The organism is Verrucomicrobiota bacterium (assembly GCA_016200005.1).
GTDB lineage: Bacteria > Verrucomicrobiota > Verrucomicrobiia > Limisphaerales > PALSA-1396 > PALSA-1396.
Genome location: JACQFP010000029.1, coordinates 1 through 16,018 on the forward strand (window position 1 = coordinate 1; position 16,018 = coordinate 16,018).

Below are 16,018 nucleotides of genomic sequence, written 5' to 3' on the forward strand. Positions count from 1 at the left end.
TGCCGCCACGTTTCTGCGCTTGGGATTTGTCGCGTTCGTTGCTGAGAAAATTCTCAAGGCAGGTGAGCAGGAACGTGCGGACCCGGCCTTTGGCCGGGTGGACCGTTTGCAGACCGTCGCGCGAAAGTAAATCCGCAAAAAATCCCTGAGTGAGGTCTTTTGCATCGGCAGGACTGCGTCCGCGCCGCCGGATGAAGGTGTAGAGTGGAGGCCAGTAGGTTGCGCAGAGTTGCTCCAAAGCTTGCTTTGCGTCGGGCGACCGCCGGTTCGCAGCGTCCAAGACCATGGTCCAGTGCGTGAGATCGAACCGAGCCTCCGTGGCGACAGGTGTTGTCTGACTTCCTTCAGACATGCTGATTCCTTTCGTCTGGATTTAACCTTAATTGAATGGTCAATGCAAGCCGCCATTGACGTGGTTTTCAGTGAAAAGGAACTAACTTGCTTAAGCGCCGTTGGACTTTAGTTTCCGTGCATGTCGCAACGAACTCTGACCCTCGGCCACTCGCCCGACCCCGATGACGCGTTTATGTTTTACGGGTTGGCGAAGGGCTTCATCCCGACGCGCGGCTTCAAGTTTGAGCACATTCTGCAGGATATCCAGACGCCCAACGAGCGGGCCACGCGTGGTGAATTGGACATCTCGGCCATCAGCATTCATTCCTACGCGTACGTCAGCGACCAGTATGCTTTGCTGCCGAGCGGTGCGAGCATGGGCGATGGTTACGGGCCAATGCTTGTAGCGAAGCAGAAGTTCTCCAAAAACGAAGTTGCCCGCAAAAAAATCGTAGTACCGGGCACGATGACCAGCGCTTTTCTCGCTTTGCAACTTTGGCTCGGCAAGAGCGCGAAAGAGATTGATTACGTCGTCGTGCCGTTCGACCAGATATTTCAAGCTGTCCGCTCGGGCGCGGCGGAGGTGGGATTGATCATTCACGAAGGACAACTCACCTATCGCAACGAAGGTTTGCAGGTTTGTGAAGACCTTGGTGTCTGGTGGGGACGCGAGAATGACGGACTGCCGTTACCTTTGGGCGGTAACGTGATTCACAAACGGTTCGAGCCGACGGTCCGCAAAACAATTTCTGGGATTCTGACCGCGAGCATACAATACAGCCTCGATCATCGTGCGGCTGCGGTGGAGCACGCGCTGCAATACGCCCGCGACATGGGGCGCGACCTCGCGGACCAGTTTGTGGAGATGTATGTGAATCACTGGACGCTGGATTACGGCGAGAAAGGGCGCGAATCCATCCGCCGATTGTTGGGGCTTGCTTTTGAACGAGGGCTGATTCCGCACCGGCAGGAGTTGGAGTTTGTTGTGTGATGGCGCTCGCGCTTGGCGACAATAAAATGATTTATTAAAGGGCTTTACACCTTCCTCTCAAAAAATTAGACTCACCACCCTATATTAACGAGAAATGGAAATTGGAACTATGGAAGCTAAAGTGAATACGATTGAAGACGTGCGATTGCACGAACGAGACACCGGTTCGGCCGATGTCCAGATTGCTTTGTTGACACAGCGCATCAATCACCTGACCGAGCATCTGCAAAAGAACATCAAAGATCACAGCTCGCGTCGCGGTCTGTTGGTGATGGTGAGCCAGCGTCGCCGGTTGCTTGATTATTTGCACAACACGGACACCAATCGCTACCTGGCGATCACCAAGAAGCTCAAGCTTCGTAAATAGTTTTCTGTGGAGGCGCAGGCGGATGCCATTCATCCGCCGGTCCGCAGTCGGAGTGCCTCCCACCCCTGATTTAGTTGAACTGCCAATCGCGCCCGGTTCAATTATGATTCCTAAACAATTGCGCGTATGAAAATCCCATTGCTCCCGGGTAATTTCAACGAGCCCCGAATCAGTTCGGGGCTCCTTGAAGTTCCTCGGAGCCAATGGGTGTAGAAAGAAAGTTATGTCAGAAAAAATCATTGCCCCATTGGGCGATAAGCAAATCATTATTGAATCCGGCAAAATTGCCAAACAAGCCGACGGGGCCGTCGTCATCCAAATGGGCGAAACCATCGTCATGGTGGCCGCCGTGGCCGCCACCAAAGCCAAACCCGGCCAGGATTTCTTTCCGCTCACGGTGGATTACCGCGAAAAGGCCGCCGCCGCGGGCAAATTTCCCGGCGGTTACTTCAAACGCGAAGGCCGTCCGACTGAAAAGGAAATTCTCACCTGCCGTTTGATCGATCGGCCCATCCGTCCGCTCTTTCCCAAGGGCTGGTATAATGAGGTGCAGGTGCAAAGCATCGTGTTGAGCGCTGATGGTGAGAATGATCCCGACATGCTCAGTCTGCTTGGCGCTTCGGCAGCTTTGATGGTCAGCGACATTCCGTGGGACGGACCGTTGGGCGCGGTGCGTGTCGGTCGGATCAACGGCAAGTTTGTGGCAAATCCTACGCACGCGCAAATGGCTGAAAGTGATCTCGACCTCGTTTACGTCGGCACCAGCGCGGACATCGTGATGTATGAAGGGTCGGCCAGGGAAATAACCGAAGCCGACTTTAACGCGGCGTTGGAATTTGCCCGGGAAAGTTGCCAGCCGCTCATCGACGCCCAAAGGGAGTTGGCTACTAAAGCGGGCAAGCCAAAGCGCGCCATCACGCTCAACATCGTTCCCGAGGAAATCCTTAAGGAAGCCAAAGCCTTGGCCGGGGATCGCGTCGTCGCGGCGCTGCTCACGCCTGGAAAACTCGCGCGCGAATCTGCCGTCAGCGCAATTTTCGAGGAGGTTGGAAAAAAACTGGTGGAGAAATTCGGCGAAGAGAAAGTGACCGAGTTCGTCATCAAAGACGCCTCGTACTACATCCAGAAGGAAGCCGTTCGCGGTCTCATCCTCAACAGCGGCAAGCGGCTGGATGGTCGCGCGTTTGATGTGGTTCGTCCCATTTCCGGCGAAGTCGGCATTTTGCCGCGCGCCCACGGCTCGGCGCTGTTCACGCGCGGCGAAACGCAGACCGTCACGCTGGCCACGCTGGGCACGAGCGAAGACGCGCAGGAGTTTGACTCTTATACCGGTGGCGAAACCGAGAAAAAATTCATCCTGCACTACAACTTCCCGAATTTTTCCGTCGGAGAGACTGGACGCATCAGCGGTCCGGGCCGTCGCGAAATCGGCCACGGCGCGTTGGCGGAACGTTCCATCGAGCCGATGCTGCCGTTGAAGGATTATCCGTATGCGATCCGTGTCACCAGCGAGATCATGGAGTCCAACGGTTCCACGTCGATGGCTTCCGTGTGCGGCGGCACGCTGGCGCTCATGGACGCCGGCGTTCCGATGACGCGACCTGTGGCTGGCATCAGCATCGGGATTTGCACTCAGCTTGATGATCAGGACAAACTTTCCCGTTACCAGTTGCTCACCGACATCATCGGTTGGGAAGACGCGTTCTGCGACATGGACTGCAAAATTGCCGGCACGTCGAAAGGCATCACCGGATTTCAGCTCGATCTCAAACTGCGCGGCATTCCGCACAAAGTGATGGCGGAGGCTGTGGAGCGGGCAAGAGTGGCGCGCCTCTTTATCCTGGGCGAGATGGCCAAGACTCTGGCCGAGCCGCGCAAGGAAATGAGCAAGTACGCGCCGCGTATCGTCACGGTGAAGATCAACCCGGAGAAGATTGGCGCGTTGATCGGGCCGGGTGGCAAAAACATCAAGCGGCTGGTGGAGGAGTCCGGTTGCGAAATCAACATTGAGGACGACGGCACCGTCAATATCTACTCCGTCTCGGAAGAGGGAATGAAGATTGCCCGCGACGCAATTGAAGGCATGACTGCCGAAGCCGAGATTGGGAAAATCTATCGTGGCAAAGTCGTCACGATAAAGGAATTTGGCGCGTTCGTTGAATTTCTGCCCGGCAGGGACGGCCTGTGTCACATCAGCGAGCTGGCCAACTTCCGCGTCAAGCAGACCGAGGACATCGTCAAATTGGGCGACGAAATCTGGGTCAAGTGTCTCGGTGTGGACGAAAAAGGCCGGGTGAAACTTTCCCGCAGAGCTGCCATGGCCGAACGCGATCAGGAAATGGCTGACAAGAAACAGCCCCCGGAAAACTGAATCACAGTCGGCCCAACATCGAAGAGTCAAGGCCGTCGGGTTGCAGCGCTTTCGCAGCCCGCCGGCTGAAGTTTCTTTTCATGATGTCGTCGATTGATGTTTGCCGCATTCTCCTGTTTGCCACTTTGCTGCTGACCTGCCCGGCATCCGACTAATTAGCCACGCCGCGAATGTTGTTGAGGAGAAGCGGTAACTGGAGCACATCCTGAACGGTGCCACGTCAACCCTTGGGAGCCTGATCACGAAATTTCTTGGAGCACTCCGGGCAAATGCCGTGTGAAGTCTGCCCGCCGGTTTTGCGCGTAAAATGTTCCTCAAGCGAAAGCCATTGATTGTCGTGCTCGATCTTCCGACACCAGGCACAGACGTGGAGAAAACTTTCCAAGTAGCTGAGCCGGGAAACGACCAGGTAAATCTTATAGGCTGAAAGCATCCACAGTAGGATGATGACGGCGGTCGAAATGACCGTTTGGTTGATGTCTTGGTCCTGCTGACGTAATCCAAACCAATGATGCGTCAAGTCGAACAACGCATTACACCATGTCAGGACGATGATGATGAGGAAACCCAGACTCTGCCAAAAAATGGCTTTCTGCCAGTATAGCGTTTGTTTGGGTGGCGGAGATTTGAATGGTTCGTTGGTCGTTTGCATCGGTTGAAGGTATTTTTCTTTGAACGCTAAATGGGCTGATGAACCACGACAATCTTAAAATGCCCGCCGCCTTTGCATTCACAAGGATGACCGACTGGAGCAGAAAGCTACGACAGTTGGGACTTCCAAACTCTGATGAATCTGCTATCCTTGACCATCGTTAAGCCAAAGAAGAAACGACCGAGAGATTTGAGATGAAAATTAACCGTAATCTTCGCTGGGCTTTTCTTTCGCAGTTCGTTTTCGTCGTACTCTTCGCCGCGCAGTTGTACGCGCCTGTAGTTGGTGACTTCCATGTGCGGTACGCAGTCGGACTTACGTTGGCGTGTAACCCGCTTGATCGGTTTCCACCGGGTGTAAACAATGCCGTTCCAGTTCCGCTGAATGGAGTGTCGATTTTCGCGATCCGACCAGAGGGCTTTGTCGCCGACAACTATCTCGGGGGATGGACTGACCCAGATTTGCCACTGCCTCCCGGAGATGCTTGGTTCTTAAGAAACCCATTGACTCTGTTTACAAACGAGTTTTTTGGGGCGGTCCATGATGGGACGAATCAATTGTCGGTGGGTTGGAATGTATGTGGCGCAATCGCTCCTTATGATGGTCTTCTCAGCACCGATCACGGGTGCCCGGTTGTGTCCAATGACGTGGTTTACATTTTCAATAGTACGAACCAAGCTTACGAAGCATACACTTTCACCACAAACTGGCAGCCTTTCGAGCCTTCAATAGCAGTAGCACAAGGGTTTTGGATCCAAAAGTCTTTCCCGGCGGAGTGGACGGAATTGGTGTTACCACCAGGCAACCAAATATCGCATTCGCTGACGACGATTTCTTCCACAGTCGGCCAGATCAATTTTTTCACTTATAACCCTTTGAATGGTGGACTTGGCCGTGTATTCGATCTCGGAGGTTCCGTTCCAGCCGGGACAAACTACTTTGGGCAGTTGTACGCGAGTCTCATCAATCAGGAATCATCGCTTAACCCAATTGGTCTCCCGATTCATTTGCTTGGCGGAACTTGGGCGGGCTATATTCGAGGGAGCAGCGTAAACGTTCCTGATACAGTCGGTGGAGATACCGTTTACCTACAACTTCGCGTATAGGAATGGTCTTTAGCTGACTCTTTCGAATCCGCGAGCAGGATCGGCGCGGTGCGAGGCAAGTCCGCAGTGTTTACGGCTCAAGCCGGTGCCACAATAGTCGATGGCCACCCGGGTCTGCCGCCGGCACGAACGGATGCTTTCCCGTCATTTTCAGTCCAGGCATTAGCTCCGGAAGGCACGCTTGTCGCTACCGGCATCAGCCTGAGCAATGGCGTTCCAGTGATCGCTTATTTGGGAGCGGCTGGTCAGACTTATGTCATCGAGTCAGCAACAAACCTTGCTTCGCCCGTGTGGATTCCCGTTGGCACGAACGTCGCCGGCACCAACGCGACTTTCGAGGTGATCGATTCAACGTCAATCCTAACACTGGAGAGATTCTACCGAGGCAGGTCAGCTAATTGAGCCTCTTCGACTTGGGGAGAGAAGCATCGAACCAAGTTCAATGTCGCCGTAAAATCAACCGATGCTCTATCCGCCGGGTCTGGTGATATTCCAACGGCGGCAGATCGGTGAGTGTCGGCGATTCCGTTTCGTTCAAAATGTCTTTGGCCAGCTTTTGCAATTCGCGCCAGCGCGGCCAGTCTAATTCCGGCGCGTGGGAAATCTGTCGGAGCAGGCTGCGCCATTCGATGATGATGCGGTCGATGTCGCCCGCGCCCAGCAGTTCCGTCACCCATCCGCTTTTACTCGCGGGGTTCTTGTGTACCGACGCCACCACCATTTCCGCGCCCGAACCGTATTTTGGTGGCACGCCGTTTTCCAGATAGCCCGGAATCGATTGCAGTCCGAAGCGTTCCTGACAAACCATCGCCAGCCGCCCGCCCCAGCGATTTTCGTCGCCGCAGAAACGGAAGCCGGCGTCGAGATTGGCCAGGTCGTAAATCAACTCGGCCAACGGATACTTTTCATCTTCCAAAGCGGCGGCCACGGCCAGACCGTCGCCTTGCGCAAAAAAACTCGCCACTTGACCGCGTTGCGTCGGCGCACCGTCAGCCTCGACCAAACTAAGCCGCCGCCAGAGTAACGCCACGCCCGTCGACGTGGGAAGCTCACGGCAAATCGGCACGAGCGAACAGCGGGCGCAATCTGCAGGCAACACTTCGCGCTCGATCGGTTTCCAGAGCGCGACACCGTGCGAATCCACCGGCACGCGCATTGTCAGTTCGGCGAGACTGACTTGGGCCACGATTTTGTGTGGATGGTTGGTGAAGCGGACAACGGGAGTTTTTTGCTGGGCGAGTTTCTTTTCCACCAGTGGAACGATCTTTTCGTTCCAGACCGCGCGTGGCGCCTGGCGTCCCGACCAGTTGGTCAAGCGGCGAATCCACTTGGCGAGAATGACGCGGTCATGGCCCAACCGGTCGGCCACGGTGATGGCGCGACCGTAGATTTTGCCCCCCTCGTTCTCAGATAAAACAAAGAGCGTGCCGGTGCCAATTTTGTCGAGCGCCGCGGGGATTTGAAGTGCGGGAATCAACCGTGTTTCGTGAGGCGCGTGTTGCGTGTTGCGTGTTGCATCAAGTATTGCTCCCTCGTCCGACTGGTGTTTGAGGGAAGACGCAAGACGTAGCACATCTGCGCTGACGAATATTTCTCGCAATGGCTTCTCCACCGGCGTCGGGTAAACCTCCCACTCGCCCCGGCTGTTGAGCATCTCTCGGACGCGCTGGCGGACGTGACGGGCGCGTTCGGCGTCGGTTTTCAAGCCACAGGGTGTGTCGGGATGTTTCAACGATTGTTCGACGCCGAGAAAAATTGGTTTGGTGGTGAACAGGCGTTCCTGCACCCGCACGGCTTCCGCGAACGGCTCCCGTCCTTGTTGCGCGGCGATGGCCATCAAGCCGAGCAACGCACTCCAATCCACCGCGCCGCTGCGCGACAGATGGCAGGGACGGGCGTCCAACAAGCGAATTTGGTTGGCGGTGACCAGCACGAAACCGATTTCGTCGATGCCGCGTCGTCCGGCGCGACCGAACATCTGCAAAATTTCGTCCGCCTTGAGCGGCTGTTCCAAATTATCTCGGCGATAGGAATCGCCGGCCAAGGCCACGCTGCGAAGAGAGAAATTAATTCCCGCGGCCAGTCCCATGGTCGCCACGACGACGCGGAGTTGACCAGCCTTGGCCAGCGGCTCGATGACGCCGGCCCGCGCGGCGTAGCTCAATCCACTGTGATGATAAGCAATGCGGCTCTTCAACATTTTGGCCAGATGATCGCCGACGAGGAGCTTTTGTTCGGCGCTGAGTTGAAGCGGATTGGGCGTCGGCAATATGCGGGCGAGTTCGGCAGCCATTGATTCAGCAGACTGCCGGCGTGGAGCAAAAATCAAAATTGGCCCCAAATCATCTGCGAGCGACTTCGCCACGAAGCGCGGCCAATAGCCGCGGATTTCAGTCGGGACACGGTAATTCAAATCGTTCGCATTGACTTCTTCGAGCGGAACAGGTCGGTGATCGTTGCGAATCAAGACGGCGTCGCGTCCCAGGCGGCGCAACCATTTCACCACGTCTTGCGGATTACCGACGCTGCCGCTCAAGAGCAGAAGCTGCGTTTGCGGAGGCGACAAAGCCAGGGCCAGTTCATAATTCAAGCCGCGGTCGGCGTCGCTGATCATTTGATATTCATCCACCACCAACAACGCCGGACCATCGCCTTGAATCAAGCGGTTTTTCTGCGTTTCCAATGTGGCGACAAGAACGGGCGCATTGAGGTTTTCGGCAAGGTCGCCGGTGGCGATGCCCACGTCCCAACCGCGCGCGCGCCATTCGGCGAGTTTGTCGTTGGCCAGCGCGCGCGTGGGCACAGTGTAAATGGCCTGGCCGTGATTCTTGCCCTGATTGGACCAGAGTTCAAAAATAAGTGTTTTACCCGCGCCGGTCGGTGCTTGAACCACGACGTCCTTGACTGCGCGCAAGGCCGTCACCGCTTCCTGTTGCCAGAGGTCAGGCACGGTGACCTGATTGAAGGCGGTTTGCTCCGTGAGTTGTTCAGCGAACGTCTGCACGTCGCCAAGATAGTCGAAGAAACCAAATGTGAAACGAGGATTTTGCTGACCGAGGGAAAAATACAGAATTCTGAAACTTTTTTGCCGACGACTGTGTCCTTGGGGTAACATGGCCCTGAACCTGTTCAGGGAAGACAATGACAGAACCGGAAGATTTTGAGGTGTTCATGAAGAACTACCAGAACATGGTTTATACGACCGCGGTCCGCATGCTTGGCAACGAGGCTGATGCGGAGGACATCTCGCAGGAGGTTTTTCTCAAGGCCTGCGAGCGCTATGAGGAACTTTCGCGCAGCCACCGAGCCGGCGGCTGGCTCAAGACTGTGACGAAGAACCTTTGTTTGAATCATCTGTCGCGTTACCGCTCCCGCTGGCGTTTTTTTTCGGAGATGTTTCACGAGGAAACAGGCGAGGATTATTCCGCTACTTTGGCCGCGCCCGAGGTTCACGAGAAAAACATGGCCGAGACTGAACAGCGTGAAACCTTGGAGACTGCCTTAAAGAAACTGCCCGCCGATCAGCGCGTACCTTTGGTGCTCTACCATTTTGAAGACATGAGTTACGAAGAAATCGCGCGGCAAATTGGCATATCGCTGAGCAAGGTCAAGATCGACATTCATCGCGGGCGCGAGGCGCTGCGACAGAAATTGAAGTTAAAACCGATAGGCGATTTCATGACGGGCAGCGCGCAAATGATGGCGGACCGATCGGCTGCCGAAGTCAACCGTCCGGCTCAATCGAACTGATTAATTCATGGAAAGGGATTTTGAAAAACAGTTGGAGGAACTGATCCATCGGGAACTGCGCAAGCTGCCCGACCTGCCGGCCCCGGACACGTTGATTTCGCGTGTCCGGTCGGCCATCGCCGCCCAGGACCGCCAGCCGTGGTGGCAGCGGCCGTTGCTGACCTGGCCGTTGGCGATGCGGCTGGGTTTTGTGGCATTGCTTCTGGGTGCTTTGGGAGCGGCTGGCTTTTACGGTGCGGAGATTTCGCAAGGCGCAAGTGTTGTCTTTCAAAATGTCGAGCAGATCATCGCGTCGTTCACACCGTTGTGGGAGCGCCTGAGCGCGTTGGCGAACGCTGTGTTAATTCTGAGCCGAGCGATCAGCGCCCATTTTCTGATTTACGGGGCGGTGTTGTTGGGACTGATGTATCTGACCTGCGCCGGCTTCGGGACACTCTTTTACCGGCTAACTTTCGCCAAACGTTAAGCAAAATATGAAACTAGAATCCGCCATTCTAAATGTGTCACTCGTTCTGACGCTGACATTACAGGCAGCGTGGGGTTTGGATGCGCCACAACCCCCAGCCGACGTGGTTCAACCTGAGCTTGGCCTGATTTCCCGCGCCGACAAGGAAGTGGGTACCAACGCGTCAGCGGAAACGGAGGAGGAGTCGAACCAAAAGGAATTCAGGGATATTGTGAAGGTGGGAGGCGATGTGGTGCTCAAAGCGGATCAGACCAGCAAGGATGTCGTGGTGGTGCGCGGCTCCGCCACCATCGACGGAACAATTGAGGGAGATTTGGTCGTGGTCCTCGGCGCGGCAACGGTCAACGGCACAATCAAGGGAGACATGGTCGTGGTGCTTGGTTCTGCAAAATTGGGGCCGAAGGCGGAGGTCAAGCGCGGTGCAACAATCGTGGGCGGAAAACTGGATGCTGATCCCGAAGCGAAGATTGGCGGGCAACGGGTGGAGATCACTGCTGCGAAGGTGCCGGGACTCGGGCCGTTGACGGATTGGTTCAAGCACGGCTTTTTTTTGGCGCGACCTTTGCCGCCGCAAGTCGGTTGGGTTTGGATTGTCGCGATCGTGATGTTTCTGATCAACTTGCTGCTTTGCGTGATGTTTCCTCGTCCCATTCAAGCGTGCATTGACCGTGTGGAGAAAAATCCCATCGGTTCATTCTTCAGCGGGATTCTGGCGCTGATTCTGTTCAGCCCGTTGGCAATTTTGCTGGTGGCGACCGGAGTGGGCATTGTGATCATCCCGTTTTTGGTTTGCGCGTTGGTGGTGGCGTATTTATTTGGAAAGGTCGCAGTGTATCGGTACGCCGGTCTGCAAATCGTGCGGCCGATGAGTTCCGCTGTGGCCCAATCGGCGCTGTTGACACTGGTCGCGGGCACAGTGATTTTCTATCTGCTTTATATGGTGCCGGTAATCGGATTTGTCGTGTGGGGCGTGGCGGGTGTTTGGGGACTCGGGGCAGTGTTGCTGGCGGCGATTGGAAGTTTTAGGAGGGAAAGGACAAGTCCTGCTTCCGGCGCGTCCAACAGCGGAACAGCGCCGGCTTTCGCGATGCCGCTGGCCGGAAGTAATCCGCCGCCGATTTCTGCGGAGCCCACCGTACCACTTGCAGGAAGCAACCCTCCCATCATCACGACCGAGAGTACGCTGCCGCGCGTCGGTTTCTGGTTGCGCTTTCTGGCGAGCGTCCTGGATTTGCTCTTGATCGGGACAATTTCCGCGTGGATGCACCTGCCGCGATGGTTTCTTATTCTGTTTGGAATTTATCACCTTGCAATGTGGACATGGAAAGGAACCACCATCGGCGGGATCGTGCTGGGAATTAAAGTTGTCCGCGTTGATGGTCGTCCACTCGGTTTTGCCGTGGCGTTGATCCGATGCCTTGCCAGTGTGTTTTCGGCTATGGCGCTGTTTGTCGGATTCTTCTGGGCGGGGTGGAGTCGCGAGAAGCAATCATGGCACGATAAGATTGCCGGCACCATCGTGGTCAAAGTGCCCAAAGCCATGTCGCTGGTCTGATCATTTTGTGGCGATCAAAGTCAGGCGCTGCCACCACCAGACAATCTTCCCGTCTTCCTCAGCCAATCGAAATAACTCACGGGCTGACTGCGGTGCAGCGGCGACCAAGGACCGAACCTGCTCGCGGTTTTCCGTCGGAGTGGCGGCAGTGTCGAAATACCAATTGAGGTCGGGCTGTTTGAACGGTCTCAAGATCGCCTGCGTCACTTTCAAACCGTTCGCTTCGCAGATTTGAATCCAGGCGCGTGGAGTCAGCAGCCGATGATGGCTTGGGTCGCGAAGTTTTTCCACGTCGTGCAGCCAGGCTTCGGCTCCGGGTTGATCGTCGGCCACGCTGCCGTCGATCAATAACAGATGGCCCGGCGATTTGAGCACGCGTGCGGTTTCCCTGACGAACGATTCCGGGGAGCTGAAGTGATGGGCGGCGACACGGCAGGTGACCAGATCGAAACTGGCGTAGGAGTAGGGAAATTGTTCGGCGGGGTGTGTTCGGGTTTGCACTTTCAAGTTGCGCCGGGTCGCCGCTTCCGATGCGCGCGCCAGCATGGCGGGCGAAATATCGGCCAGCGTGACGTGATGGCCGAGGCTGGCGAGATACAAGCCAGTATGGCCGGCGCCGGTCGCGACATCGAGTACGTGCGAAGCGGGAGCTAATGCGATGGTTGAAATTGCCGCGCGCACATCATCGACGTTTTCGAGGATGTGACCCTGGGCGTAACAATGGCTTTGTCTGGAGAATTGTGATTGGGCGGCCTGTTGAATTTCGTCGAGTGTCGGGCCGGTGCGTCCGTTTGCTGGAAGGCGCTTGGACATAGTTGAGTAATGTTTCGACTAGTTTGATTACCTCGAGATCGAGTGATTCGCCAGTCGAAAGGCAAAAAGGATCCCCGGCGAAGATAACGGTTTGACTTGCGCAAAGCTCAACCGTAGGGTGTTGGCGCATGCTCGCTGCTGAAACCAGAACCCCGACAGCGGCGGTCGGGGCGGCCACCAACTTAAATCCAGAACCTCCGGCCCGGAATCTGCGCCCCGGTGTGGCTCCAGTTGCCTGGAAGCAGATTGTGGAGCCGTTGGAGCCATTTCTTCAAGCCGTGGCCAAACGTCTGGAAAAGCAGATCGAGGAATTTGAGCCCGCCATCGCGCCGTATGCAGAATACGCGTTGACGGGGCAGGGGAAGCAATTGCGGCCGGCGTTGGTGGCGTTGAGCGCGGGCGCGACGGGCGAAATCAACGACACTCACATCACCGTGGCGGTCATCATCGAGATGGTGCATCTGGCGACGCTGGTGCATGACGACGTGATGGACGAGGCGGAAATCCGGCGGGGACGACTGACCTTGGCGGCGAATTGGGGGAACGAAATCGCAGTGTTGTTCGGCGATTGTCTGTTCGCCCACGCGCTGAAGCTGGCGGCCAGTTTTCCCACACCCGAAATCTGCCGGGCGGTGGCGATGGCGACCAACACGGTTTGTTCCGGTGAGATATTGCAGACGCAACAGCGGCGAAACTTCCAATTTTCACGCAAGGAATATTTCAAGGTGTTGGAAATGAAGACGGCGGAACTGTTTGCGCTCTCGTGTGATTTGGGGGCGTGCCTTAGTCGGTTCCCGGGTGCTCGAAGGAACGCATTGCGCCGGTTTGGATTGGCATTGGGCACGGCGTATCAAGTGTATGACGATTGCCTGGATTTGTACGGTTCGGAAGCGGTGGTCGGCAAATCGCTTGGCACCGACCTGGCGAAAGGGAAATTGACGTTGCCTTTGCTATTGCTTTGGGAACGCGCGGATCGGCTCGAGCGCGAAGAGTTGCAGGAGTTGATCCAACAATGGGAATCAAAATCTTTTCCACGGATTCTCGAATTGCTGAACAAACATGAGACGCGCAATGGTTCCTTGGAGGTCATTCGGCATCATTTGGAAAAGGCGCGGCAGACTTTGAGCGCGCTGCCCGGGTCGGAAAGTCGGACTGGCTTGATCGGCCTGACTGAATATCTGGCACGGCAGGCGGAAATTTTGGGGGCTAACGGCCTATGATTATGACCGACCGCGTACCCCGTAAGGCAACAACGGGCTCGTCAGCCAAAGAGCCTGCGGCGGCTTCATCTGCCGATAAACAGCCCGATGAATCCGCCCTGGTGCAACGCGCCCGCAAAGGAGATTTGTCCGCCTACGACGGTCTGGTCCGGCGCTACCAGGAGCGCATTTATGCCACGCTCTACAACATGACTTCCAATCACGAGGATGCCAATGATCTAGTGCAGGAGGCGTTCATCAAGGCTTTTCAGGCGCTGAAGTCCTTCAAAGGCGGCTCGAGTTTCTACACCTGGATTTACCGGATTGCCGTCAATCGAACCATCAACTTCCTGAAGCAACGGAAGAATCGGACGCATTTAAGCTTGAACGATCTGGATTTTAATGCCGAACATGATCCCGATCTCGTGGCGCTGGTTTCGGACAAGACACCGCGTCGCGAGGTGCAACTCAGTGAGTTGCAGGAAAAATTGAACGCGGCCATGCAGAAACTGTCAGAAGATCACAGATTGGTTGTGACGTTGCATGATATTCAAGGTCTCTCGCATGAGGAAATTGGTGAAATTATGGACTGCAACATCGGCACGGTACGGTCGCGGCTGTTCTACGCGCGCCAGCAATTGCAAGGTTACTTATCCGAATATTTGAAGTGAATATGAACTCCGCTCCTGAAGACTTTGGTCAGTTGCGTCGCTTGTTGGTGTTGAAGCGATATGAACAACCGCCACCCCGTTATTTTAACGAGTTGCCACGGAGAGTGCTTTCCCGATTGGAGGCGGCCCAATCCGCGGAATCGGTTTCCTGGCTGGAGCGGTTGATGCAGATTTTTGAGTTGAAACCCATTCTGACCGGGGCGTTCGGGATCACCGCGTTCGGCTTGTTGCTCATCGGTTTGGTGTCCTTTGAGCGACCTGAGAACGCGACGACGACGATGAATCCAATCGTGGCCGAAGGTTCAAGAGTCCCGGCGACACCTTCGGATGGTGGAGTAAATCAATTTGCGACCGCAACTGCCGAGTCGGGATCCAGCGTTGACCCGGCGATCAGTACCCAACCGTCCAGCGCGATGTTCCCGGGCTACCGTTTGAATGTGCAGTCCATTTCGTTCAATCCGAGCGGCAACTGAACAAGTGCGGAGTGGTGAGTGCGGAGTCCGCACTTTTAGATTTCCCGTTCAAAAACCAGCGCGACGCCCATACCACTTATCGTCAATTTGTCGCCGTCAACAACTGCTTCCAGTGATTCAGGAATTCCTTTACCGGGAAAACTCAACTTGTATTTGGTGTTGCCGCCTTCCCAAGTTCCTTGGATCGATTGCGACTGGCCGGTGACGGCAACTCCCGGTTTGGGTTGCACCGCTCCTTTGAAAATTGCCTGTTTGTCCGCCGCCGCCAGGAAACTCGTTTGACTGAGCTGGGCCGTCATCAACTTCTTCTGTCGCAACAATTCTCCCGAACCGATGTTGGGCTTGGTTTCTTTCAGGTGAATCAATGTGTCGTTCAGATCAAACCGCCAGCGCCCCAGGATTTTTTCGTTGTCGAACTTTGGCGATTTCTCCGTTTCCAGGTAGGTCCGCAAGTCCTTGAGGTTGGGCGCGGCCAGCGACCAAATCTCCTGCACAAGGTCGAGGTTGTTCAAGATGGATTGCATGATCGGATAGTTCACCAGCTCCATGACCGTGACTTGGGAAGAAGCCCGCAGGTTGGCGAATTTCTCGTCCTTGGCCATTTCCTGAAATTCAGGCCGTTCCCCCAACGCCACAAAAACCGGGTAACGGGCCAGCCGTCGGTCAGCCAGTGGATTGTGGTAAATGACGCCGACCACATCTGCGGAGTCGTAATAGGTTGCCGGCATCGGATCGATGGCGGCCACGGCTTTGGCGAGGCCGGTGGTTTGCAAATCCTTGCCGGCCTTGTTTAATATTCTGACCTGCACCGGGCCGGGGTTTTCAGTCGTGACCATCTGAACGGTCAAATAACTAAACGAGTGGATGACGAACGAGATCAGAAGAAGGTAAATCGCGCCGTTGACCAAGCCAAGGCAAAGCCCCACGCGATGGTTCAATCGCTCCCACAGCGCGCCTTTCAAATCGCCTTCCTTGTATTTGTAATGCACGTCCACTTTGCGATGCAGGACCATGCCGGCAATTTTGAAGATAATCAGGACTACCAAGAAAATGATGAAAGGCGACAACAACCAGGCCCAGAGGGGATTCTTGAGACCCACGAGCGGAAATATCGGTTTCAACAACCGCGCCAGCGGCCCAGCCAGCATCGTTCCCAACAAGAGTCCCACCAATGAAAACGCCACGCGGATGGCACCCTGATGAAAGCCAACCGCGCCGAGCGCGCCCAGCAGCAATAGAGCAAGAATCCAGATTGTCATGCGCACAGACTA

The 16,018-nt window shown here is 55.6% G+C and carries 15 protein-coding genes; 10 read left to right on the plus strand and 5 right to left on the minus strand.

What is annotated here, in order from left to right:
• The coding region (locus tag HY298_10685) for a sigma-70 family RNA polymerase sigma factor (GenBank protein MBI3850721.1) at window positions 1-352 on the minus strand (352 nt) is incomplete at its 3' end.
• 120 nt (window positions 353-472) lie between these two features.
• Here HY298_10685 and HY298_10690 point away from each other — a divergent pair.
• The 3 genes from HY298_10690 (at window position 473) to pnp (ending at window position 4,062) form a co-directional block, all read left to right on the plus strand.
• Window positions 473-1,324: an ABC transporter substrate-binding protein gene (locus HY298_10690; protein ID MBI3850722.1), complete on the plus strand. Its 852-nt coding sequence runs from the start codon at window positions 473-475 to the stop codon at window positions 1,322-1,324.
• Between the two features lie 94 nt (window positions 1,325-1,418).
• Window positions 1,419-1,691: a 30S ribosomal protein S15 gene (gene rpsO / locus HY298_10695; GenBank protein ID MBI3850723.1), complete on the plus strand. Its 273-nt coding sequence runs from the start codon at window positions 1,419-1,421 to the stop codon at window positions 1,689-1,691.
• A gap of 223 nt (window positions 1,692-1,914) precedes the next feature.
• Complete coding sequence (gene pnp, locus HY298_10700; GenBank protein ID MBI3850724.1) at window positions 1,915-4,062, plus strand: polyribonucleotide nucleotidyltransferase; 2,148 nt, start codon at window positions 1,915-1,917, stop codon at window positions 4,060-4,062.
• A 220-nt stretch (window positions 4,063-4,282) separates the two neighbouring features.
• Here pnp and HY298_10705 read toward each other — a convergent pair whose 3' ends face one another.
• On the minus strand, window positions 4,283-4,714 hold the full coding sequence (locus HY298_10705; GenBank protein ID MBI3850725.1) for a hypothetical protein: 432 nt from the start codon (window positions 4,712-4,714) through the stop codon (window positions 4,283-4,285).
• A gap of 194 nt (window positions 4,715-4,908) precedes the next feature.
• Between HY298_10705 and HY298_10710 the strand changes: the two genes are divergently transcribed.
• Window positions 4,909-5,820 carry a hypothetical protein gene (locus tag HY298_10710; protein ID MBI3850726.1) on the plus strand — a complete coding sequence of 304 codons (912 nt, stop codon included), beginning with the start codon at window positions 4,909-4,911 and terminating at the stop codon, window positions 5,818-5,820.
• Window positions 5,821-6,259: 439 nt separating this feature from the next.
• Here HY298_10710 and HY298_10715 read toward each other — a convergent pair whose 3' ends face one another.
• Window positions 6,260-8,935 (minus strand): DEAD/DEAH box helicase, encoded by a 2,676-nt coding sequence (locus HY298_10715; protein MBI3850727.1) that lies wholly within the window; start codon window positions 8,933-8,935, stop codon window positions 6,260-6,262.
• 26 nt (window positions 8,936-8,961) lie between these two features.
• Between HY298_10715 and HY298_10720 the strand changes: the two genes are divergently transcribed.
• The 3 genes from HY298_10720 to HY298_10730 are packed head-to-tail and all read left to right on the plus strand — an operon-like array spanning window position 8,962 to window position 11,591.
• Complete coding sequence (locus HY298_10720) at window positions 8,962-9,570, plus strand: sigma-70 family RNA polymerase sigma factor (protein MBI3850728.1); 609 nt, start codon at window positions 8,962-8,964, stop codon at window positions 9,568-9,570.
• Window positions 9,571-9,577: 7 nt separating this feature from the next.
• Window positions 9,578-10,036 (plus strand): hypothetical protein, encoded by a 459-nt coding sequence (locus tag HY298_10725; protein MBI3850729.1) that lies wholly within the window; start codon window positions 9,578-9,580, stop codon window positions 10,034-10,036.
• Between the two features lie 7 nt (window positions 10,037-10,043).
• Window positions 10,044-11,591: an RDD family protein gene (locus HY298_10730; GenBank protein ID MBI3850730.1), complete on the plus strand. Its 1,548-nt coding sequence runs from the start codon at window positions 10,044-10,046 to the stop codon at window positions 11,589-11,591.
• Here the strand turns inward: HY298_10730 and HY298_10735 are convergent, their stop codons facing one another.
• Window positions 11,592-12,404, minus strand: a complete 813-nt coding sequence (locus HY298_10735) for a class I SAM-dependent methyltransferase (GenBank protein MBI3850731.1) — start codon at window positions 12,402-12,404, stop codon at window positions 11,592-11,594.
• A 128-nt stretch (window positions 12,405-12,532) separates the two neighbouring features.
• Between HY298_10735 and HY298_10740 the strand changes: the two genes are divergently transcribed.
• The 3 genes from HY298_10740 to HY298_10750 are packed head-to-tail and all read left to right on the plus strand — an operon-like array spanning window position 12,533 to window position 14,747.
• Window positions 12,533-13,624, plus strand: a complete 1,092-nt coding sequence (locus HY298_10740) for a polyprenyl synthetase family protein (GenBank protein MBI3850732.1) — start codon at window positions 12,533-12,535, stop codon at window positions 13,622-13,624.
• 2 nt (window positions 13,625-13,626) lie between these two features.
• A complete protein-coding gene (locus HY298_10745) occupies window positions 13,627-14,274 on the plus strand; it encodes a sigma-70 family RNA polymerase sigma factor (GenBank protein MBI3850733.1) in 648 nt (215 codons plus the stop codon).
• A 2-nt stretch (window positions 14,275-14,276) separates the two neighbouring features.
• Window positions 14,277-14,747, plus strand: coding sequence for a hypothetical protein (locus HY298_10750; GenBank protein MBI3850734.1), 471 nt, complete (start codon window positions 14,277-14,279; stop codon window positions 14,745-14,747).
• A gap of 35 nt (window positions 14,748-14,782) precedes the next feature.
• Here HY298_10750 and HY298_10755 read toward each other — a convergent pair whose 3' ends face one another.
• The gene (locus HY298_10755) at window positions 14,783-16,006 is read right to left on the minus strand and encodes a CvpA family protein (GenBank protein MBI3850735.1); all 1,224 of its coding nucleotides are present in this window, start codon (window positions 16,004-16,006) and stop codon (window positions 14,783-14,785) included.
• Between the last annotated feature and the right edge of the window lie 12 nt (window positions 16,007-16,018).